Source organism: Paraburkholderia sp. BL9I2N2 (genome assembly GCF_004339745.1).
Classification (GTDB): Bacteria; Pseudomonadota; Gammaproteobacteria; order Burkholderiales; family Burkholderiaceae; genus Paraburkholderia.
Genome location: NZ_SMGP01000001.1, coordinates 1,276,165 through 1,296,478, shown reverse-complemented (window position 1 = coordinate 1,296,478; position 20,314 = coordinate 1,276,165). Strand labels below are relative to the sequence as shown.

Here is a 20,314-nt window from a genome sequence, read left to right as displayed (position 1 = left end):
TACGCATCAAGCGGGGGCTAAACATCCTCTCTCATTAAAATCAATGTTCGATAATTGAGCCCTCAAAACCCAAACGTTTCAACTTACCGATTGCTCGCTCCATGTTCTCTTCAGTCCTTTCCTGCGCTGGATCAAACATCAGGCCTACGACGGTCCCGCTGTGGGCGACCTGTATGCCGATTGCGTCATACAGAATGCCAATCGCCTCGATTTCGCTCAGGCGGGGCTTTTGCAGAAACCTTTGGTTGATGTGAGCACTTGCCGTCGCAACGCGACCAAGGAAGTTGAGATTCGATTCGTTAATCGCTCGACGGAGGAGCGCCCGCATCGGTCGGAACAATTCGATCTCCGTTGAGCAATACAGCGCCGGTTCCATTTCCAGTGTTCCGACAGTCTGATCAATAGTTGTATCGATGCTGATAAAATCAATCGGCGGAAGAGGATTTCTGAATGACTCTATTACAAGCCCTTCTCGCTGTGCGAAGAGCACGGCTTGCTGAGAGAATAACGTAGAGTCGCAGGCAGTCTCGGCGTTGACGGCAATCTGCATAACGTAGTCAGCTGGTGGCTGGATTTGCAGTGATTCGAGAACGGCGAAGATGGTCGCCAGGACATCGGCAGTAGACGACCCCAAGCCCCTTCCAACCGGAATGTTGCTCTCGATCGTCAGATGTCCGCCTATTTCTCTGTTAGAGAACCTGTGGAGCGCAAGTTCTGCGGCGCGTTTTGCCTTTGCGCAATGTTTTGGAACAACCGATACTCCCTCGGCATCGTCTACTACAAACTTTGCCTTTGAGGTAAGGTGACGACAAGGAAGTGAAGCCAACCCGCGGCGCAGCTGACCCTCATCGTCCTCAAAGACGCCCTGGAGAATCTCACCATGGTGGCCGATGGCCTCACCGCATCCTTGTTTTGCGGACATGCAAACCTCCTGGCTCTTGCCTAGTCGAGATGTAATGGAGTTTCTCGGCAAGCGCGGGATACTGGCCCGTCTGTGAACTGTACGTCGAGTACTCGATCACCGTCATTCGCCGCGGTCCCGCGCGCTGGACGATGTTGTCGCGCGGCGCGAAGTGGATCAGCCCCGTGTCGAGCATCGTCGCGCGCGATTCGGTGAGCTCCAGTTCCTTGTCGGCCTTGCGCTCGTTGCAGAACAGGCCGCCCAAACGCACGCCGCCACTGTTACGCATTCGAAGTGCTCTTCGAGATGTTGTTCGCTGCGTACATCGCCATCATCTTGCCCGACATCACGATATAAGTTTCTTGGCTTTTATTCTGCCGAATCGGCATCGCGAAGCCGCCGCAGACGGCGTCGCCGACCACATCGTATGAGATGTAGTCGACCCCGTCGTACACGCCGATTTCCTCGAGGAAAACGATCGATGTGATGACGCCGCGGCCGGCGCACCCCACCCCAGATTCCGGACCACCCGACTCGACGCAGCGGATGTTGTTCTCGCCAATCTTCATGACGTCATCGAATTCCAAGTCCTCGACCGGACCTGCTTCCGCCGCGAGAGACAGGATCGCGTCCTCCGCCTTCGCGTGTAGTATTAGGCGCGTCGAACCGGCCTTCGAGTCACGGCCAACGATGAAAATCTTTTGCCCGGGATCACTCAACGCCGCGAGCGTATTCTGCGACGTGGTCGATTTTCCGATGCCGCCCCTTCCGTAGAAGGCTACTTGCCGAAGTTGAGACATTGTCGTGCTCCATTTGAAACAGAGGGTGAAGCTTGGATTGCGAATCAGGCTGCAAAGCCGCGACCATGTCCTGAGCCTGCGGTGTCCGTATGATCTTGTTCTGTCGAGTTATGCATCGGCCGGATTGTGTCCGTTCGGAACGCTACGAAGCAGCTTTTGTGCCAAGTGCGCACGAATCGTTGAAACGCTTGCTAAATCCGGCTTTCAGCGAATTTCCGAAATTGCGTTCGCTGACGCTATCAATGTCATCTTCCTGACAAACCGCACGCCTGTTGTCGCAAACGACAGTAACAGTACCGGGCTTCCTGCCCGCTTTAGCCTGTTTAGCGGCACTTAGTACAACAGCCGTGTGCGACACGTGTCGCCGTCCGGCGAGCGTTATTCGGCATGCAGCAATGGATGACAAAGCTCGATTCTGCCTTGTCACGTTCAATCCCGGAACATTGGAGGTTGGAGTTGTGACCTGCTGTGCGACCAGCAGTTGCCTACCCGGACGTGCGCGACTGGTAACGGTCTGGTTTGAAGCTTCGAGGACAACGTAGCCTCCCTATGGGCGGTTCACCCGGGTGACCGGGAAGGGATCGACACTGCCAGCGGCCATGCGGTTTGAGGGCCCGGCAAATTCCGCATGCGCAACTCAAGTGAACCGTCGTCGAATCCTCGTTAAGTACGCAGAGCCAAAGCTGCTGACAGGCTCTAACCAAAAGGTGGATGGCTGGTTGTTTCCCTACGGCTTGGGGCACGTCGCCAAAGTGCCATCGGCGAATAGGCGGGCGCTAAACGGATAGGTCCGGGAACAGTCGGGCCGGCAGGATTGGGAACGTGGTAATCCAGATTTCCCACCCTTGCTCCAATTTATCGGAACGGCGGCAGGTGACCCGCAGGGAAGCTGTTGGGGAAGCGGGCATGAGAACGCGGAGAAAGCGAATGGCGATCCGTAATGGGTCGTATAGGGGTTCGAGATTTGCCCCAACCTGAAAGGGTGCAGACTTCCGCGTGTTGCAGTTCTCGCAAACCAGCATTTGAGACTCAACGAAGGGCCGCTTGTCAGTGAACGGTCTGATTTCGGTTCAGCGCTCTTCGCCTAGGCAATGAGGCGAATCAACGATGTGACGTTTGCGAAGGGCTTGTTTGCAATGGCGAGACCGGCGGAGCTAACGTCAATAGTGGTGTATGAGCAGCATCGTGACTGTCGATTTCAAGCGGCGAATTTCTGCTGAACCGGTCGATCGTCTTGCACCGGTTCGCCGTCCTTGAAGGCAACGCCCTCGAGCAACAGCTTGATCTTTTCCGGGCCGTTGACACGGCGCCAGGTTTTCTCGGCTTCCTCGATCAGCTTGAACGCCAGTCCGAGGAAGGTTGGTCGCGATACGCAGTTACGCGTGCGCGTCGTACGGTGGCGCACCGTCGCGAACGTCGATTCAATTGCGTTGGTCGTGCGCAGATGCTGCCAGTGCTCGGCAGGGAATTCGTAAAACGCGAGCAAGGCCTCCCGGTCCTTCTTCAACGTCTCGGTCGCCTTCGGATATCTGGCCGCATAGATCGACACGAAACGATCGAACGCGGCGTGCGCGTCGGCGCGGGTCGCCGCCATCCAGATCGATTGCATGTCGGCCTTCGCGCGTGCCTGTTGCGACTTGGGCAGTGCGTTCATGACGTTTCCCATTTTATGAAACCAGCAGCGCTGGCCACGCGTGGTCGGAAACACCTCTTCCAGCGCCGCCCAGAAGCCCATTGCGCCGTCGCCGACCGCCAGCCGTGGGCCCGCCTTCAGACCGCGCTTTTTCAGGTCGAGCAGCAGTTCCAGCCACGACGCTTTCGTCTCGCGATAACCATCGCCGATCGCCACACGCTCTTTGCTCCCGTCCGGTTTCACGCCGATGATGACCAGCAAGCATTGTCCATCGGAGTTCTCACTGCGCAGCCCCGTGTGAATGCCGTCGACCCACCAATAGACGTAGTGCGACCCGGACATGTCACGACGGCTCCAGGCCACATGCTCGTCGGCCCATTGCGCCTTCAGCCGGCTCACCACGTTGGCCGACAAGCCCTTGGCATCATCGCCCAGCAGCACGCTCAACGCTTCGCCCATATCGCCCGTCGAAATACCCTTCAGATACAACCAGGGCAGCGCTGCGCTCACGCGAGGCGACTTCCTCACGTACGGCGGCACGATCGCCGAATTGAACTTCACGCCCGATCCCGATCGATCGCGCACCTTCGGCACCTTCACCGCAATCGGCCCGGCGGCCGTCAATACCTCGCGCTCTGGCAAGTAACCGTTGCGCACCACGGCGCGTTGCCCGTGCAAGGTCTTGACGTTCGCGAACCGCTCCATCAGCTCTGCCAGCTCCGCTTCGATCGCTTGTTGAATCACTTGCCGCGCCCCGTGACGAACCAATTCGTCCAGACCAAGCCCGACTCCCGATAGACCGACGACTGCTTTTTCCGTATCCTTGCTCATGGTGGATGGTTTGTTTGTTTGCTGGTTTCCGACTTCGACAATCAGATTCTCAGCTGAAACCTCCACCGCCTTCAACCTCTCGCCGCAACTCCCCCGTACACCACTTCCGACTTTAGCTCAGACCGGCGCCAGTATGGCGCTTAATGCTGTGCTCGAGCTGTATGCAGGGAAACTTGCACGTACAGTTCTTCGGGGGCCGCGTTTCTGAGAGGGAGCGCGGCTACCCGCTAGATACGGCAGAGGCACGCCATCGCGTCGCCGATAGTGACATTGCTGGGCGCGGTATTGATGTCGACGCCGCCAGATTGACCACGACATCACATGCTCAATGGAGTGGAGCGTGCGCCATATCAGTCGACACAGTAGCCGGCGGATCTTCTGAACGCCGAACCGCAGTGAACCTTCAGCTTTTTTTGGCCTGTGCCCTCAGGGCAGCAAGCACCGCGTGCGCCAGCAATGCCAGAATGATGTGACGGTACCAGCCTTGCCAGTGACGAACCTCGTATTGATCAAGGCCGCATTCACTTTGATTTTCCCATCGCCCGTCGGCGACGTTAACAAGCGTCAGACGGGTGACCTTGCTGCGGGGCGCATAGACGACGTAATACGCGTGGTCGTGGGTCTCATCGCGACTGCGCCGCACCAGCAGGTAATGGCCAAAGCGACGCTCCTCGGCGCTCAGTTGCAGGCGCCATAACGGCGTGAGCGCCCAGTCATACAGACGCTCGCCTTTTCCGCCGGTTCCGGCCGACAGGCGGCGCCAGACCTGTGGAGGCAAGGCTTGTGCAATCTTGTCGGCACGTATCCAGGTTGGGCCTTGCCACCACAGCGGTTCGTTCTTTTTGATTGCCAGCACAAATGGTTGCTCGCGCGACTCGAGCGACAGCAGCAGGGGACGGTCACCGCCGTACACCTCATCGTCGGTAACCCAGCCACAGAGCACTCCCGCATCCAACGCCCGCTCCAGCATCCGGCGCGCGAGTTGGGGCTTTGTTGCGAATTCCAAAGTGTCGGGCACGCCAGCCGCCCGGCAACGACTAACATAATCGATCCAGCCCTGCGGCATGTACAGTTCGCGGTCGATAAATGCGCTGGCTCCGTTGCCGGCGTAGCACAGAAACACACGAATCTGGCTGTTCTTGATGCGGCCTGCCGTGCCGCTGTACTGGCGCTGCACTCCGGCGGAATATTCGCCCTTCTTGAGAAAGCGCGTCTCATCCACAATCAGCGCGGCGTCACGTTCGCCAAGTTGTTCAACGACGTAATCGCGAAGGACGTTGCGAGCCGCGTCCGAAGCCCACTGCGCCCGCTCGAGGACGTGCTGCACCCCATCGGGTGAGGCCTCGCCGGTCCATTCTGCGAGCTGCCAGCCATTCTTGCGTTCGACGGAGCCCAGCAGACCTTTCAAATAAGCCAGAGAACGCTGTCGCAGCTCGGCGCGCCTGAACAGGCCAGCCAGCCTTTCATGCAACAGATCGATTTCATGTTCCCACGCTTTCGCGATTTCTTTCATAGTCTTATACAAAGTAGTAGTACTAAATTAGTATAGGATGCCTGTAATATTAGACGATGTTTCAAAATGAGCTACGGCTACTGTTAAGGAAGATCTTATGTGGACGCCTCCCGGATTGCAAACAGTTTTGCGATGTTGACTGGCAGGTTTAGGCAGCACGCTTATGTCCGGCCCGTTTGCGCAGGCCGGTATCTGCCTGCTGGCCCTAATGGAATTCGCTGGCGAGGTCCTCATCTGCACATCGAACGCAATGGTTCATCTTCCTTATCGGGTTTTCCTCGCCCCGGTCCAACCTGTTAGCCATCATGCAGCACTTGCTTGCGCTCCTTGAGAAAGTCGTGAATGTTGCAAATCGTTGCCTCTAGGCGGTAGCGCGCGGAGATGCTTGGTATTTGTCCGGCCGCGCGAGTACCGCCCAGATTGTTCTTGCCAACTTGTTGGCAACAGCGGCAACCGCTACGTTAAATGGTCTGCGTTTGAGCAAACCGTCTACCCAAGGCGATCGCTTGCCTTGAATGATCACCGAGCGGGCACCGTGCATCAACAGCGTGCGTAAATATGTATCGCCCCGCTTGCTCAGACCCATCTGCCGGACTCGGCCACCTGTGCCAGACTGACGCGGCACAAGCCCTAGCCATGCGGCGAACTCGCGCCCCGATTTGAACGTACGCACGTCGCCTATAGCTGCGACGGTCGCTGTTGCAGTCAGAAGTCCAACACCAGGAATATCGGCGACCTTCTGACAGTCCGGGTTGTGGCGAAATAGGTTTGCAAGGCGCCGCTCTAGAACGGCCATTTCTCGATCAGTATCCTGAGCACGAGCCCATTGTTCCCGCAGGCTGTCGATGAGCATGGCTGGCAGACGTTCGGCGGCACGTGTAAGAGCAGCTGGGAATGCTTTGCTGAAGGCGCGATAGCTTTCGGGTAAAACCTCTCCGAATTCGTACAACAAGCCCCGCAGCGCATTAGTTTGCATGATGCGGAACTTCATCAATTGAGCTCGCACCCGATGTATCGCCAGAACTGTTTGCTGAGCTTCGCTTTTGACAGCAACGAATCGCGCCTCTGGCTGTTGGGCAGCGGTGCATATTGCCCGCGCGTCGGCTGCGTCCGTTTTGTTCCGTAGTACAAAGGGCCGCACCGAACGGGCAGATATTAGCTTCGCTTCATGCCCCAGGGCTTGCAGTCGTCGCGCCCAGTCGTGGGCGCTTCCGCAGGCTTCCATCACGACAATCGAAGGTGCCCGCTTCGCGAAGAACTCGAGCACTTGCGCGCGCTTGAGTTTGAATCGCTCAACTTGTCCGCTTTGCGGATCAAGCGCGTGAAGTTGAAATACTTGCTTGGCGATGTCCATCCCGATGATCGTGAGTTTCATTTCAGATTCTCCGTAAAGAATGGTTGACGAGCATTCTCACTTTCGCACATTCGGGCGAACCCACGCTCGACGTCTTGCATTCGCTACGTCATCTTCCCGGCGGCCCGTTACCGGGGGGAGGCGTCCATACCATCTGCACAACCCGCTTTTGAAGCATTACCTTTTACATCCAGCGCAGCCTCGGCCTTCAGATCTTTGTTTGTGAGTTGATTGCCATGGTTTTTCCGCGCGCCGGAGCGCTACAACCAGAAATGTGATCTTCATCGCAGGCCGGTGTTTCAAGCTTTGCGCAAAGCTCTACGCGCCATCCATAAATTGCCCAAAGCAAACAGCGTGGTGATCTGGTCGGTGTTCTTCATCAAACCACGATAGCGGGTCTTCACGTAGCCGACTGTCGCTTGAGGATGCGAAACGGGTGTTCGACCTTGGCCCGATTACCCGCCTTCAGACGCTCGATCTGATCGTAGATCGCGTCCAACGAGTCGCTCAGATCCAGTTTCCTGCGCTTTGCCGCTCGCATCGCCACATGCCAGCGGACCGCGTCAGTCTGAGAACGCTTTTCGATATTCTGATGACCGGCGTCCGCATAAACGTCCGCTTCCTCACCATGCGGCAACGCCTGGGCTACCGCGATGTCGTGAACATTGGCCGCCGTTCCAATGACCGTATGGACGAAGCCCGAGTCGGCGTCTACGCCGACATGCATTTTTATCCCGGAGTACCAGTTGCCACCTTTCTGCGTGGATTGCATTTCCGGATCGCGCTTGCCGAAGCCATTCTTTGTCGAACTGGGCGCGGCAATCAGGGTGGCGTCGACTGCGGACCCAGCCTTAAGCAGCAGGCCTTTCTCCGTCAGGGATTCATTGGCCAGCGCCAGCATTTGCGCCGCCAGTCCGTGGCCAATCGGGCCGCGCTGACCGGGATACTGTTCGTGCTCAAAAGCGGCATTCGCTGGAGCGATCTGCCCGCCGAAATGGGCTGCGGATCGGGTATCAGTTGCTGGCGGCGCTTGCGCGACTGGCAACAGGCCGGCGTCTGGGATCGGCTCCACGAGATCCTGCTCGCAAAGTTGCGTGCCGCCGACCGGATCGACTTTTCTCGCGTCGTCATCGATTCCACTTCTGTTCGAGCGGTTGGGGCGGGCGAAAAACTGGACCGAACCCCACCGATCGTGCGCGACCCGGTTCCAAACATCACGTTGCCACCGACGCCAACGGTACGCCGCTCGCGGTCATCCTGACTGGCGCGAATCGCAACGACATCACGCAACTGCTTCCACTGGTCGATGCGATCCCGCCGGTTCGTGGCTTGCGCGGTCGACCACTTCGCAAGCCGGCCCGACTCTATGCGGATCGCGCTTATGACCACGACAAGTATCGCCGGCCCTTACACGCTGCCGGCATCCCCACATCGATCGCCCGGCGTGGCGAACCCCATGGCAGCGGTCTCGGTAAAGTCCGCTGGGTCGTCGAGCGAACCAATGCGTGGCTGCATGGATTTCGCCGGCTTCGCACTCGATACGAGCGTCGTGCTGACATCCATGAAGGGCTCCTTAAACTCGCATGTTGCCTGATCTGCTGGCGAACGCTTCAGCGCTCGGACGACTCTTTTTGAAACATTCTCTTAGGGCGATTTTGGCGCTGGTACGGACGTTGCAAGCTGGTATGGACGTTGCAAACCTTTTTTCTGCCATCACGCTGACGAATTGACCACCGCCCGATTCTGGGATACTTCGAATTTTATAATGAGGAATACCAATGACCGATACGCTCCGACGCCATGAACTGGACGAAACCCCATCGGCCCGTTCGCGGCACGAGGGCCGACTCTTCAACGCGGTCTTCACGGGGCACACCAACACGCCTCATCGGATCGGCTTTCGCGGCGAGTTCGCGCTACGCCTCGGGCCGCGGCTTGCCGACCAAGCTCGCCCGCCCGAAATATCTTGCGAGCAAGTAATGGCGGTGGCGGACGTCGGCGAGCAACACCTCCCGTTCTTCGCCGGTTGACTCTTGAGCCCCGAGAACCTGAGGAACGTTGCCGCCGCCCAATCGTGACGGCGACGCTTATCCACTCAGCCGAAGCAGAATCATGTCACTGCTTACCGACACTGTTCCACATGAAAGCGCGAGTCGTAGTGACATCCTAGGCTGACGCGAACCGGCAAGCTCCTACGTGTTCACTGGTCGCTAAATGGCTATCTGCTACGATTTCCCGGACACTCAATCGCGCAGCATTGACGGCATGACGCCGCTGATGCTGGCGGCGCTGCACGCCGAGGACCACATAGCAGCCGCATTGCTCGACGAAGGGTCCACACCTCTGCGCGCTCGATGACGAAGGTAACCATGCACTCTGGTGCGTGTTTGGGCGGAGTGCCCGTGCCGATCCTACGGTTGATCGGGACGGGCCTCGACATTGATCATGCGAACGGGAGCGACATCACGTGTCTGATGCAGGCTAGGCCGCCGCCAATGGCCCGCTCGAGCTCATGTAGTTGCTGCTGCCACTCGGCGCGAGCGACATCCTCGTTGCGTCCGACGGACGAACCGAATTCGACATGACCGCGCCAAAATCTTACAGCATAACGACTCGCCCTTAGCTAAAAAGCATTTCTCAACCTATCCATGTTATAGATTCAAAGCATCAACACAATCTATTTTACAAATCGCTTTTTGTGTTGCACAGTGAAACTGGTGTTACGGAAATGGGAATTGAAGTTAATGGATTGGTTACACATGTCTACAAACTTAAATAGTACGACGAGCTTTAGGTATCTCTCGATGATTTCCGCCTCGCTGAATGTGTCTCTCGACACAATGCAAACCTGGTGAAGTACGACGCGAAACATGGACGCGAATCGGATCATCCGGATGGCGTGTCCCCAGCCCACAGTTCGGCGTATGCGTGCCCCTTACGGAATATGGGCGGACGAAGTGCTAAGGCGTGGCTGGCGGCTCTTGACTGGACGGTAGACGCGCGTGACTGGTCTCGCCCCGGCGTCGATGCGATTGTCAGCGCGGTGCTGGCCTCTGTCCGGCCTGGCGCAATTGTGCTCTTGCACGACTGACGTCCTCCCGGCGAGTCAGGACGGTGGTGTCATGCTGGGCTGCGCGGCAGACCCTCATGGCGCTTTCCGCCTGGTTCCAGAACTGCATGACTGCGGATTTGTAATCAGCTCGCTACTCCAACCACACTGAACAAACCGACATCTATGAATGCCATTGCCACAATCAGCACTGCCCCGGTTTTGTTGTATGCACTACTCACGACCGCTTACAAAAGCGTACAGGCCCTGCATGGCCTACCGACGAGTGCTCCGCTGAAGTCGCCCAATGCCGCCGACCCCAACTTTCTGCCGGACGTCGACGTCATCGTGCCGTGCTTTAACGAGGACCCGCGCACGCTTCGGAGGTGCCTGGAGTCCATCGCGGCTCAAGACTATGCAGGATGTCTGGACGTCTATGTGGTCGACGACGGCTCTGGCAATCTTGACGCCGTGAGGCCGGTATATGATGCGTACACGCGCGACCCGAGATTCAACTTCATTACGCTTCCCCAAAATATGGGAAAGCGCAAGGCACAAATCGCCGCAATACGCGCTTCATCCGGGGAACTGGTACTCAACGTCGACTCGGACACGACGCTGGCGCCCGATGTCGTCAAGAAGCTCGTATTGAGAATGCGAGACACGACGATAGGCGCCGCCATGGGTCAGTTGACGGCCAGCAACCGGAGCGACACCTGGCTGACCCGCCTGATCGATATGGAGTACTGGTTGGCTTGCAACGAAGAACGCGCGGCACAGGCTCGCTTCGGCGCTGTTATGTGTTGCTGTGGTCCGTGTGCCATGTACCGCCGGTCCGCGCTTCTTTTGCTCTTAGACCAGTACGAGACACAGTTTTTTCGGGGGAAACCGAGCGACTTCGGCGAGGACCGCCATCTCACGATTCTCATGCTGACCGCAGGTTATCGGACAGAGTACGTTCCGGATGCCATTGCGGCGACAGTCGTTCCGGACAGACTGGGGGCGTATCTGCGCCAACAACTGCGCTGGGCGCGCAGTACGTATCGGGACACGTTGCTTTCGCTGCGCCTCCTGCCCTGTCTCGATCGCTACCTTACGCTGGAGGTGATCGGACTGAACCTGGGCTCGCTATTTCTCGCCTTATCGCTTCTAGCGGGGCTCGCGCAGCTCGCATTGACAGCGACAGTGCCGTGGTGGACTGCCCTGATAATCGCATCATTGACCATGATCCGCTGTAGCGTGGCATCGGTTCGCGCTCGCCAGATTCGATTTCTTGGCTTTTCTCTTCACACACCTATTAACCTCTTTCTCTTGCTCCCGCTGAAAGCCTATGCGCTGGGTACATTGAGCAATAGCGATTGGCTGTCCCGTGGCTCTGCAGGCAACGTATCGAACATTCGTGAAAAACAGCCCGACACTCCGGATCCGGTTACAAAGCCGAACATGACTTCAGCGTCAAGAGTTGAGACTCCGCACCGTCGACCGGATCACGCGTGTGAGTCTTCAACGTTAGCAACGTCTGACGAAGCATTCGATGGCAATTAGTTAATCGGACATATAGGATCTCGAGTATTGCGCCACCCCAGAATCGCCCACCGTCGGCAGTCGTCCGCTTGAGTGCGATCGTCTCACGCAATGGCTCAATTGCCGCCTTCCCAACGCGAGTGCATTCACCGGAATCCTGGTACTCCATTGTCAGTAACTCTTCCGCATGGCAGGCAAAGGATCTTCTATCGGCTAGGGCGTTTTCAATCGGGCCGCGGCAGCAAAACGACTTCTTTTTCTCCAAGACGAGCGCGTAATTTTCCTTCTTATCTCCATGTCCAAAGCAGCAATCAGCTTCGCCGGTGTAAGGAAGTCATATGGCGACAAGATCGTAGTCGACGGATTGTCGTTCAGCGTCGCGCCTGGAGAGTGCTTCGGTCTGCTAGGGCCAAATGGCGCGGGCAAGAGCACGACGCTGCGTATGGTTCTCGGCATGGCGCCGCCCGACGCAGGCAAGATCATCGTGCTCGGGGAGCCAGTGCCGGCGCGCGCTCGTTCGGCACGTATGCGCATTGGCGTGGTGCCGCAATTCGACAACCTCGAGCCCGGGTTCACCGTGCGCGAGAACCTTCTGGTATTTGGGCGCTACTTCGGCATGAGTACACGTGAAATTGAAACGGTCGTGCCGTCGCTGCTCGAATTCGCCCGCCTCGAAAGCAAGGTCGATGCGCGCGTCACCGAACTATCCGGTGGCATGAAGCGGCGGCTGATGCTGGCACGCGCGCTGATCAACGATCCACAGTTGTTGGTCATGGACGAGCCTACAACGGGTCTCGACCCGCATGCGCGCCACCTGATCTGGGAACGCCTGCGTTCCCTGTTGGCGCGCGGCAAGACGATCCTCTTGACCACCCATTTCATGGAAGAGGCCGAGCGGTTGTGCGACCGACTGTGTGTGCTGGAGGAGGGTCGAAAGATCGCCGAAGGCGGGCCTCGCGCGCTGATCGCAGAACAGATCGGGAGCCACGTGATCGAGATCCACGGCGGCAATCCGCAAGAGCTGCGCACGTTGATCGCGCCGCACGCGCAGCGTATCGAGGTCAGTGGTGAGACCCTCTTCTGCTATGTGTCCGATCCGGAACGGGTGTGCATACAGTTGCGCGGGCGCACAGCGCTGCGCCTTTTACAGCGTCCAGCAAATCTCGAGGATGTCTTTTTGCAGCTAACCGGGCGCGGGATGAAGGAGTGAACGATGAGAGAGTTTTATGCAGCGGCCCTGCCCGCGAACCTGTGGAACTGGGTTGCAGTGTGGCGCCACAACTATCTGGCATGGAAAAAAGTCGCGTTTGCCTCGATTCTCGGTAACCTTGCCGATCCTATGATTTATCTGTTCGGCCTCGGCTTTGGTTTTGGGATAATGGTAGGTCGCGTCGATGGCGCATCTTATATCGCGTTTCTCGCGGCGGGTATGGTCGCGACGAGCGCAATGACCTCCGCGACCTTCGAAACGATTTACGCAGCTTTCTCTCGCATGCATGTTCAGCGCATGTGGGAAGCGATCCTCTGTACACAGCTCACGCTCGGCGATATCGTTCTCGGTGAACTGGCATGGGCCGCCACCAGGGCCTTTTTTGCCGGCATCGCCGTCATGGTGGTAGCTACCGTGCTGGGTTACGCAGCGTGGTCATCCATTCTCTATGCATCGCCTGCCATCGCCCTGACTGGCCTCGCCTTTGCGAGTCTGGCGATGATCCTCGCGGCGCTTGCACCCAGTCACGATTACTTCGTGTTCTATCAAACGCTCGTTCTCACGCCCATGGTGCTCCTGAGCGGCGTGATCTTCCCGATCAGTAAGCTACCTGCCGTTTTTTGCGACGTAGCGCGCTTCCTACCGCTGGCACATTCCGTCGACCTTATCCGTCCCCCGATGCTCGGACGCCCGGTGAGCTATGTTGCCCTGCATATTGGCGCTCTCTGCATTTGCACGGTGTTGCCGTTCTTCCTGTCAGTGGCGCTGTTACGTCGACGTCTCATGTCTTAATGCCAGCTATGGCCAGTACGAGTCAGTAGAAAAAACACCATGTCGTATCAACACGAACGCTTCGTGCATCCGCGCACGCGCCTCATCCGCCGACGGTAACCGCGCAGCCCGATATAGCACCGGAAACGAGTCGCGATGTGGGCAAACAGCGGCGCCAGCGCGCTGCTGTTTGCGTTCGACCTGTAGTTATGCTCGGCGAGCCACACTTCATGGCAGCCGAACGTTCGGGCGGCCGGCGCGTTACGCACCGTTTGCGTCAGCGCATCGCGCGCGTCGCCGTCGAGGTTCTCGACGTTGAGGAAAAGGCCGTAGCGTTGTGCGGACTCCGGCATGGCAGGCCCTCTCGTGGAAAGACCACGTCAAAGGCAAGTTTTGCGCCCACATCTCGCGGTATGTAAAGTCATGACGACGTCAGCCTTGCCTCAGGCAGAAGCGCGACGCTGCGACCACGCCGCGCGGCTGGGCAGGCCGAGCCCGCAACACGCCCGCGATGAAGCTCGTCACGCTCGACGAACGCAAAGCGGACCACGGCGCGCGGTGACGCGCGCACAACCGCCGCAGCGCGAACAGCGAGTCCGGGTCGATTAGATCCAATGGGCACAGCACCCGGTAGGCGCCTGACAGCAAAGCCTCGAAGCCTTCGGCACGGCTATCGTCGTCGATGGTCCCGGTGTGATGAACGAACTCGCCTCCGGCCGCCTCCACCAGCGCACGCTGCACGGCGTTGATGCTTGGCCGCCCGCCCACATAAACCCATCGACGCCCGCTCAATGCGCGCGTCAATGCGCGGTCGTCGAGCAGCACCTGCTCAACCGCGAACAACTCGTGCTGCAGGCTCGCGACATGTGCCCGCGCGCGCTCCAGCGACAGGCTCGCACTGCTGTCGGGAAGGCATGTGCCGCGGTTCTGATTCATGACGGGCTGCGCTTCGGATCGCACCGTTACGGCAACAGCAGGCGGCATGGGTCTCATGGCGAGCGCCTCGTGGCATGGCCCGCAAGCCGTTCGCCCGCTGCCGGAGTGAGAAACCAGCTACCCACCGTGTCGTACGTGTAGCGCGTCCGGCCAGCATGACGCGCGGGCGGCGCCAGCCGATGCTCGGACAGCGGCTCCGCCCAGCCCCGGAAGTCGGCGCGCAGCGCGGGCGGGAAACCGACGTCGTCGAACGCGTGCCAAAGTTGAACCAGCCAGGGTTCGCGGCCTTCTTCGTCAAGCAGCAACGGCGGCCCGGAACCCGCCTGCAGATGCGCATGCCGCTCGCCGCAGGACTCGACCACGAAGTCGGCCACCTGCGACGCGACACAATCGAAGCGGTGACCGACGCGTGCAAACAGTGGCATAAGCCTGAGCCGCTGCAAGTGGTACAGCGCCAGATCGCGCAACCCCGCTTCGTCGCAGATCGCGAGTAGCCGGTGCGGCGGTTGCGGCAGCGCGGACACGCAGGCGGGCGGCAATGCCCCGGCGCGCGGCCTTTGCTGCTGCGACTCCGCAACGGGCCATTGCAGCGTCAGGTAGCAGGCCCGGGTGCAGGGTGTACAGCGAGGGCAGGGCCCCGGGGACGCAGCAGGTCGGAACGAATCCATAGGTGTGTAAGGTTAGTGGTTCGATTTCTCGGTTTAAATGCCTGAATAGATAACGATGAGCCTGCTTAAGCAAGTCCAGCGCCTTCTCACCGTGAATCTACCGAAGAAGCCTGGCAAAGCGGACCGGCGACGCACCTGCTCAATGGGGGCGCGAGCCGGGCATTTTTGCCTACTCCGCGCCAAAGCAATGCGCATGGTCCGAACAGACGCCACAACTCGGCGCCTTACAGATGAACAGGCCCTCGCGCTCGCACAGTTGCTTGTAGAAGAACTTCTTCCACTTCATGTCACGCATATTCTTCGCGGCCAGCCGCGGAAACCAGTGGCTGATCAACGCGGACAACTCGCGCCGCGACGGCAGAAGCAGGTCTTGCCAAAGGTGGTTTTGCCCGAGGCTCGCGCAGGCCAACGCATGGGCCACGCAGTTCGCCTCGTCTGCCGGGCCGGCGCGCGGATCGACATGGTGATTGAGCAACGCCACCAGATCTTCGAGTTCGTCGTCACGCGGCATCGTGGCGGGCGACAAGACGCACGTAAGACCGAGCGCCGGCCCGGCACCCGGGAACCAGCGCGCGAGCATCCGGCGCGTCTGGTCGGCGTCCAGTCCGTGCATCGGCAGCACATCGATGCCGTGGTGCTCGAACCCGCTCGACAGCACGCCGGCCAGTGCCAGCACGGTGGGATCGCCCGCATCCACCGCACACGCCATCAGGGTTGCATAGGCGTTCATCGCGGCATCGCTCAGAGAACGGCCGCGGCGTGCGTGTAGCACTTTTTTGGGCAGATCTTCGCGCACGCGGTGCAGCCGACGCACAGTTCCCGATGCACGATAGTCATCACCTTCTTCTCGTACTCGTCGTCTTCATCTTCGCCGTTGCCGTCCAGCGCGATGTGCGCGCCGTCCTCGTCAAGCCCGACGAGTTGCAGCACGCCACGCGGACAGACACGGAAACAGCGTCCGCAACCAATGCATTTTTCTTCGTCGAGCCTGTTGACGAAGGTCGGCGTCCAGGTGGCGCCGCTCGGCAGCGTAACGCTGAAGATATCGCTCATGGTGTGGCTCCGTGGCTTCGCTGGTTCAGGCCGCTGCCGCAGCGGCAGCCTTGCGGGCTGCCATCAGCGCGGCGTGGGCGTCATGGCAGCGCCGGGCGACAGCGAGAATGTTCTCCCAGTTGGTCGGGAGTTCCTCTGAGAGGTCGTGCAGGTCCAATTTCGCCTGGGTCGCTTGCGCGTTGAGTTTCTTCAGGTGCGCCTTGAGTTTATCGGCATCGGTGCTCATCGTCTCGGCCCCCTCACAATTCCTTCAGGCACTGTACTGTGCGACGGCGGGGTACGTCCGGATCAGCTCGACCGCTTCGCCGAGTAGCTTTGCGCCAGCCTCGCCGAGCTTCTCCAGTGAAGCGAAGCCGAACCGGTGTACGTCGCGCAACTGCTTGTTGACGACAACGAGCCGCCCCGCGAGCAACACCATGCGGCCGAAGCCCTCGTGGCTCATCTTCATCATCGGTGAAACCATTTGGCCGGTCTCACGCTCGATCGCCACCGCAATCGCGCTATAGAAAAGCTCGAGCCGCCACAGCGTTTCGGGGTCGGGGTCGGGGTCGCCCATGATCGGAATCGCGCGGCGTTCCTCGGGCGTGTGGATGTACGGCTTGAGCAGTTGCAGGTCGGTCTTTCCGTCCCACACGCCGTGGGCATCCTGCGCGCGCAATTGCCTGACGAGCTGCTGCACGAACGGTGCGCGCAGCAACATTTCGTCGCTGGCCTCGGACGGAATTGCGGATGATTCAGTCATGGGATACCTCATCGTCTTCAAAGTCGTATACTCGTTCGCCATCCTTCGCCAGCGCCTTGCGCAGCCACGGCGGCGGCGTGCCCTTCAGCACCTGTTGCAACTTGCCGAGAATCTCCTCGATGGACTCGGGCCGCGGCACCTTGATCGGGTGAATCTTCAGCGCAACCACTCGCGCCGCGGCCGAGCCGCCGATTGCGGCGACGTACAGGATCGCGCAATCCTTGACGGCTTCGAGCTTGGGCGCGAGCTTGTCCTCGTCGCCGTCCTCTTCGAGCTTGCCACCAAAGTCGAACGCCTCGACGAACTGGTAGCCGTCCGGTGTGACGTTGTAGGTGACGATGCTTCTCGCCCAGCCAAAATGCGCATCGACGAACTGCCTGTCTTGGGTGGCGAACGCGATCTTCATGCTGTGTGCTCCTTTAGGTGGGTCAGGCACCGGCCGCGACGACAGGAATGTTCGCTTCCCGCGCCGGATCGCGCGCGGCCAGATCGATAGCGGCCTGCGGCAGCGGCCAGTCGCCCGGATCGTGATGCGGAATCTGCTCGATCATCAGGTTGGCGATCTCAAAGATCAGGTTCATCGTGCCGCGGTAGCCGACGTAGCGTCGATGTGCGTTTCCAATCCGGTCGAAGACCGGAAAACCGATCCGGAAGAGCGGCTTTTGCAGGTGCTCGGCCATCTGCCTGCCGTGCGAATGGGTGATCAGCAGGTCGCAGTCCGCCGCGGCGCGCTCCATGTCTTCGAGATCGCCGATCACGACCTGATCAGCGGGCAGCAACGCGTGCGCGGGCGATCGCGTCGTGCTGATGCAGCAGCGCAACTGCGCGCCCATCTCGTGCAGCATGCTGCCCACCGCGAACAGCAGATCGGGCTCTGCGCCGATCGCGACCTTGATGCCTCCAGTGTAGAAATGGCCGTCTAGCATCGCATCGAGCAATTGGCTGCGCTGACGCCGGTATTTCGCGGGAACGGGTCGTCCTGCGCGCTGCGCGAGCAAGTGCAACAGACGGTCGTTGGGTTCCAGTCCGGTGAGCCGCCCGAACACTTCGAACGGTGTGCCGGCGATAGCATGCAATGCCTCCGCACCGTCGCGCGTCTGCTCGCCCACACCGATCGTAAATGCCGATGCACCCGCGGCCCGGATCTCCGCGAGCGTGGTACCGCCCAGTGTGGTGCCGCGCCAGTCCGGCGCGATATGGCCGTCGAGCGAGCCGGAAATGTCGGGCAGCACAATGACATCAAAGCCGAACGCTTCGATGATCTCGCGCAGTTCGTCGATGTCACCAGGCGACAGATGGCTGCCGGGCAGCAGCGTCACCTGATTGGCCACCGTTGGCAACGCCTTGACCAGCGCGTTGACGATGCCGGTAATCGCATGCCGGTAGCCGTCTTCGAATGCGCCGACATAGTCGGGGGTCGACACATAGACGATCTCAGTGTCCTTGAGTTCGGGCTTGCGTTTGCGCACGGTAACGAGATAGCCGGCCACGTCGTCGCCCTCGGTCTCGGTGAGACCTGTTGAACAGATCGCGATGACCTTCGGCGCAACGCGCTTGCGGATGTTGAGCAGCGCGGCCTCGATGTTCTCGTAGCCGCCGAGCACCGCGGTGACTTCCTCCATGGCCGTCGTCTGCAGCGGGATCGCCTCCCTGAAGTGGCGCACCAGCAGCACGAGGCCGAACGACGTGCAGCCCTGCGAGCCGTGCATCACGGGCATGCAGGCATCGAGCCCAAGGAACGCGAGGCTCGCGCCCAGCGGCTGGCTCATCTTGAGCGGGTTGACCGCACAGGCTTTCATAGATTCGACGACATCGGCCATGGCATGTTCTCGAGTTCAGGGGGCGTCAGGTCGGTATACCGGGTTCGAGGCTCATCGCCCACGCCGCGACGCTCGACAGTGGGCGCGCGGCTTGCGTTTGGACCACACCGAGCGCTCCCCCGTCTTCACCCCACGGAGCAGGGATGCGCACCTGTTGCCACACCGGGTTGTAGATCGCGCGGTCGATCTCGTACACCAGCTCGACCATCCCCTCGTAGCCGCCATAAGGGTGGTGGCGTTCCTGGTTGATGTCGAGCCACGGTATGCGGGCCTTCAGTGCGACGAACTGTGAGCGGCCACCGGACAGCATGATGTCGGCCCGCGCGTCCCGGAGCATCGCGTACATCTCGCGCGGCGCCATGCCGTCGATCATGTGGGCGTCGTCGCCCATGATCTCCTTGATCTTGTCCTTGTCTTCCTTAGTGCTCTTCTTGACGCTGGTGCCGACGATTTCGAGCCCTGCTTCCTGCAGCGCGGAAACCACCGACCAAGACTTCACGCCACCTGTGATAAGCAACACCCGCTTGCCGGTAAGGCGCGCTTTGTAGTGTGCGATGCGCTCCCACGCGCGCGCTTCCTCGACGGCGATCAGGCGCTCGGTCCGCTCGAGCAGATCGTCCGGCGCGCCCTGCCGCACGAGCAGGCTGGCGATATGGCGCAGCGTGTCGCTCATGTCGCCGATCCCATAGAACGAGCCCTCAAAGTAAGGGATGCCGTAGCGCCGCTGCATCTTTGTCGCGATGTTGATCATCGACTTCGAGCAGACCATCATATTGACCTTGGCGCGATGCGAACTTGCGATCTCGTTGTAGCGCCCGTCGCCGGAGATGCACGAGAGGATACGGATGCCTAGCGCGTCGAGCAGCGGCTTGGTCTGCCAGAGTTCGCCCGACAGGTTGTATTCGCCAATGACGTTGATGTCATACGGCGTCGTGTACTCGGGCTCGCGCGTGCCGATCACATAGTTGAGGATCGCCTCGCCGCCAAGCTTGTTGCCCAGATTCTTCGGCCCGGCGAAACCGGGGGAAAGGACCGGAATCACCGGCTTGCCAAATTGTTCGGTGGCGCGCTTGCAGACTGCCTCGATGTCGTCGCCGATCAGCGCAGTGACGCAGGTCTGGTAGACGAACACTGCGGGCGGATCGTATTTCTCGATGATTTCGCGCACGCTCCTGAACAGGCGCTTCTCGCCGCCGTACACCACGTCGAGTTCGTTGATATCGGTGGTGAAGCCGGTGCGATAGAGTTGCGAACCGGATGAAGCGGCGTGCCGGTTGTCCCACGAGTTACCTTCACAGGCAATCGGCCCGTGCACGAGGTGTGCGACGTCCACCACCGGCTGCAAAGCGATCTTCGCGCCGTCGAACGCGCACCCGCCTGCGGCCGAACCCGGCGAAAGCTGCTTCGTGCAGCCCCTTTTGCGTTCCTTCTCGCTCTTGCCTTGATTCTTGTCGCAACCCGGCTCGTCGAAAACTTCGGCGATTTGGGCATTGAGCGAAACAGACATGA

18 protein-coding genes and 4 pseudogenes are annotated in these 20,314 nt (G+C 59.7%); 6 read left to right on the top strand and 16 right to left on the bottom strand.

Annotated elements, in window-relative coordinates; translation table 11 throughout:
• Positions 1–40: 40 nt before the first annotated feature.
• The 6 genes and pseudogenes from B0G74_RS06090 to B0G74_RS06060 form a co-directional block, all read right to left on the bottom strand.
• Entirely contained in the window at positions 41–922 is an 882-nt protein-coding gene (locus B0G74_RS06090; RefSeq protein ID WP_132374011.1) for a GHMP kinase, read from the bottom strand.
• A gap of 34 nt (positions 923–956) precedes the next feature.
• Positions 957–1,701: pseudogene (gene nifH, locus B0G74_RS06085) on the bottom strand (nitrogenase reductase); the annotation flags it as partial.
• Positions 1,702–2,899: 1,198 nt separating this feature from the next.
• The gene (locus B0G74_RS06080; RefSeq protein WP_132374010.1) at positions 2,900–4,165 is read right to left on the bottom strand and encodes an IS256 family transposase; all 1,266 of its coding nucleotides are present in this window, start codon (positions 4,163–4,165) and stop codon (positions 2,900–2,902) included.
• Between the two features lie 403 nt (positions 4,166–4,568).
• Positions 4,569–5,678 (bottom strand): IS701 family transposase, encoded by a 1,110-nt coding sequence (locus B0G74_RS06070; protein ID WP_132374009.1) that lies wholly within the window; start codon positions 5,676–5,678, stop codon positions 4,569–4,571.
• A 361-nt stretch (positions 5,679–6,039) separates the two neighbouring features.
• A complete protein-coding gene (locus B0G74_RS06065; protein WP_088177101.1) occupies positions 6,040–7,053 on the bottom strand; it encodes an IS110 family transposase in 1,014 nt (337 codons plus the stop codon).
• A gap of 278 nt (positions 7,054–7,331) precedes the next feature.
• Positions 7,332–7,951: pseudogene (locus tag B0G74_RS06060) on the bottom strand (IS5 family transposase); the annotation flags it as partial.
• Between B0G74_RS06060 and B0G74_RS06055 the strand changes: the two are divergent.
• The 6 genes and pseudogenes from B0G74_RS06055 to B0G74_RS06025 all read left to right on the top strand — a co-directional run.
• A pseudogene (locus tag B0G74_RS06055) lies at positions 7,949–8,667 on the top strand (IS5 family transposase); the annotation flags it as partial. The pseudogenes B0G74_RS06060 and B0G74_RS06055 sit on opposite strands and share 3 nt — an antisense overlap.
• A gap of 143 nt (positions 8,668–8,810) precedes the next feature.
• A pseudogene (locus B0G74_RS06050) lies at positions 8,811–9,059 on the top strand (hypothetical protein); the annotation flags it as partial.
• Positions 9,060–9,246: 187 nt separating this feature from the next.
• The gene (locus B0G74_RS46185; protein ID WP_207915619.1) at positions 9,247–9,390 is read left to right on the top strand and encodes an ankyrin repeat domain-containing protein; all 144 of its coding nucleotides are present in this window, start codon (positions 9,247–9,249) and stop codon (positions 9,388–9,390) included.
• Between the two features lie 877 nt (positions 9,391–10,267).
• Positions 10,268–11,626, top strand: a complete 1,359-nt coding sequence (gene nodC / locus B0G74_RS06035) for a chitooligosaccharide synthase NodC (RefSeq protein WP_132374008.1) — start codon at positions 10,268–10,270, stop codon at positions 11,624–11,626.
• Between the two features lie 274 nt (positions 11,627–11,900).
• Complete coding sequence (nodI, locus tag B0G74_RS06030) at positions 11,901–12,815, top strand: nodulation factor ABC transporter ATP-binding protein NodI (RefSeq protein WP_132374007.1); 915 nt, start codon at positions 11,901–11,903, stop codon at positions 12,813–12,815.
• Between the two features lie 3 nt (positions 12,816–12,818).
• Positions 12,819–13,607 (top strand): ABC transporter permease, encoded by a 789-nt coding sequence (locus tag B0G74_RS06025; RefSeq protein ID WP_121311327.1) that lies wholly within the window; start codon positions 12,819–12,821, stop codon positions 13,605–13,607.
• A gap of 47 nt (positions 13,608–13,654) precedes the next feature.
• Here B0G74_RS06025 and B0G74_RS06020 read toward each other — a convergent pair whose 3' ends face one another.
• The 10 genes from B0G74_RS06020 to nifE all read right to left on the bottom strand — a co-directional run bounded on the left by B0G74_RS06020 (position 13,655) and on the right by nifE (position 20,312).
• Complete coding sequence (locus tag B0G74_RS06020) at positions 13,655–13,939, bottom strand: hypothetical protein (RefSeq protein WP_199730257.1); 285 nt, start codon at positions 13,937–13,939, stop codon at positions 13,655–13,657.
• A 79-nt stretch (positions 13,940–14,018) separates the two neighbouring features.
• Positions 14,019–14,522 carry a DUF2325 domain-containing protein gene (locus B0G74_RS06015; RefSeq protein ID WP_243658115.1) on the bottom strand — a complete coding sequence of 168 codons (504 nt, stop codon included), beginning with the start codon at positions 14,520–14,522 and terminating at the stop codon, positions 14,019–14,021.
• A 53-nt stretch (positions 14,523–14,575) separates the two neighbouring features.
• Positions 14,576–15,046, bottom strand: coding sequence for a hypothetical protein (locus B0G74_RS06010; protein ID WP_347814513.1), 471 nt, complete (start codon positions 15,044–15,046; stop codon positions 14,576–14,578).
• A gap of 313 nt (positions 15,047–15,359) precedes the next feature.
• Entirely contained in the window at positions 15,360–15,920 is a 561-nt protein-coding gene (locus tag B0G74_RS06005) for a nitrogen fixation protein NifQ (protein WP_132374006.1), read from the bottom strand.
• 11 nt (positions 15,921–15,931) lie between these two features.
• Positions 15,932–16,243: a ferredoxin III, nif-specific gene (gene fdxB / locus B0G74_RS06000; RefSeq protein WP_121311325.1), complete on the bottom strand. Its 312-nt coding sequence runs from the start codon at positions 16,241–16,243 to the stop codon at positions 15,932–15,934.
• Between the two features lie 25 nt (positions 16,244–16,268).
• On the bottom strand, positions 16,269–16,469 hold the full coding sequence (locus B0G74_RS05995; protein ID WP_132374005.1) for a CCE_0567 family metalloprotein: 201 nt from the start codon (positions 16,467–16,469) through the stop codon (positions 16,269–16,271).
• Between the two features lie 24 nt (positions 16,470–16,493).
• On the bottom strand, positions 16,494–16,985 hold the full coding sequence (locus B0G74_RS05990; RefSeq protein ID WP_132374004.1) for a NifX-associated nitrogen fixation protein: 492 nt from the start codon (positions 16,983–16,985) through the stop codon (positions 16,494–16,496).
• Positions 16,978–17,391: a nitrogen fixation protein NifX gene (nifX, locus tag B0G74_RS05985; protein WP_105512104.1), complete on the bottom strand. Its 414-nt coding sequence runs from the start codon at positions 17,389–17,391 to the stop codon at positions 16,978–16,980. Before nifX ends, B0G74_RS05990 begins: the two co-directional genes overlap by 8 nt.
• A 22-nt stretch (positions 17,392–17,413) precedes the next feature.
• Positions 17,414–18,805 carry a nitrogenase iron-molybdenum cofactor biosynthesis protein NifN gene (gene nifN / locus B0G74_RS05980; RefSeq protein WP_105512105.1) on the bottom strand — a complete coding sequence of 464 codons (1,392 nt, stop codon included), beginning with the start codon at positions 18,803–18,805 and terminating at the stop codon, positions 17,414–17,416.
• A 25-nt stretch (positions 18,806–18,830) separates the two neighbouring features.
• The gene (gene nifE / locus B0G74_RS05975; RefSeq protein ID WP_105512106.1) at positions 18,831–20,312 is read right to left on the bottom strand and encodes a nitrogenase iron-molybdenum cofactor biosynthesis protein NifE; all 1,482 of its coding nucleotides are present in this window, start codon (positions 20,310–20,312) and stop codon (positions 18,831–18,833) included.
• Positions 20,313–20,314 lie beyond the last annotated feature (2 nt).

What these genes read in the sequence shown, in the direction of transcription:
- B0G74_RS06090 (WP_132374011.1), bottom strand. Translation starts at nt 922, where the DNA reads ATGTCCGCAAAACAAGGATGCGGTGAGGCCATCGGCCACCATGGTGAG.
- B0G74_RS06080 (WP_132374010.1), bottom strand. Translation starts at nt 4,165, where the DNA reads ATGAGCAAGGATACGGAAAAAGCAGTCGTCGGTCTATCGGGAGTCGGG.
- B0G74_RS06070 (WP_132374009.1), bottom strand. Translation starts at nt 5,678, where the DNA reads ATGAAAGAAATCGCGAAAGCGTGGGAACATGAAATCGATCTGTTGCAT.
- B0G74_RS06065 (WP_088177101.1), bottom strand. Translation starts at nt 7,053, where the DNA reads ATGAAACTCACGATCATCGGGATGGACATCGCCAAGCAAGTATTTCAA.
- B0G74_RS46185 (WP_207915619.1), top strand. Translation starts at nt 9,247, where the DNA reads ATGGCTATCTGCTACGATTTCCCGGACACTCAATCGCGCAGCATTGAC.
- nodC (WP_132374008.1), top strand. Translation starts at nt 10,268, where the DNA reads ATGAATGCCATTGCCACAATCAGCACTGCCCCGGTTTTGTTGTATGCA.
- nodI (WP_132374007.1), top strand. Translation starts at nt 11,901, where the DNA reads ATGTCCAAAGCAGCAATCAGCTTCGCCGGTGTAAGGAAGTCATATGGC.
- B0G74_RS06025 (WP_121311327.1), top strand. Translation starts at nt 12,819, where the DNA reads ATGAGAGAGTTTTATGCAGCGGCCCTGCCCGCGAACCTGTGGAACTGG.
- B0G74_RS06020 (WP_199730257.1), bottom strand. Translation starts at nt 13,939, where the DNA reads ATGCCGGAGTCCGCACAACGCTACGGCCTTTTCCTCAACGTCGAGAAC.
- B0G74_RS06015 (WP_243658115.1), bottom strand. Translation starts at nt 14,522, where the DNA reads ATGAATCAGAACCGCGGCACATGCCTTCCCGACAGCAGTGCGAGCCTG.
- B0G74_RS06005 (WP_132374006.1), bottom strand. Translation starts at nt 15,920, where the DNA reads ATGAACGCCTATGCAACCCTGATGGCGTGTGCGGTGGATGCGGGCGAT.
- fdxB (WP_121311325.1), bottom strand. Translation starts at nt 16,243, where the DNA reads ATGAGCGATATCTTCAGCGTTACGCTGCCGAGCGGCGCCACCTGGACG.
- B0G74_RS05995 (WP_132374005.1), bottom strand. Translation starts at nt 16,469, where the DNA reads ATGAGCACCGATGCCGATAAACTCAAGGCGCACCTGAAGAAACTCAAC.
- B0G74_RS05990 (WP_132374004.1), bottom strand. Translation starts at nt 16,985, where the DNA reads ATGACTGAATCATCCGCAATTCCGTCCGAGGCCAGCGACGAAATGTTG.
- nifX (WP_105512104.1), bottom strand. Translation starts at nt 17,391, where the DNA reads ATGAAGATCGCGTTCGCCACCCAAGACAGGCAGTTCGTCGATGCGCAT.
- nifN (WP_105512105.1), bottom strand. Translation starts at nt 18,805, where the DNA reads ATGGCCGATGTCGTCGAATCTATGAAAGCCTGTGCGGTCAACCCGCTC.
- nifE (WP_105512106.1), bottom strand. Translation starts at nt 20,312, where the DNA reads ATGTCTGTTTCGCTCAATGCCCAAATCGCCGAAGTTTTCGACGAGCCG.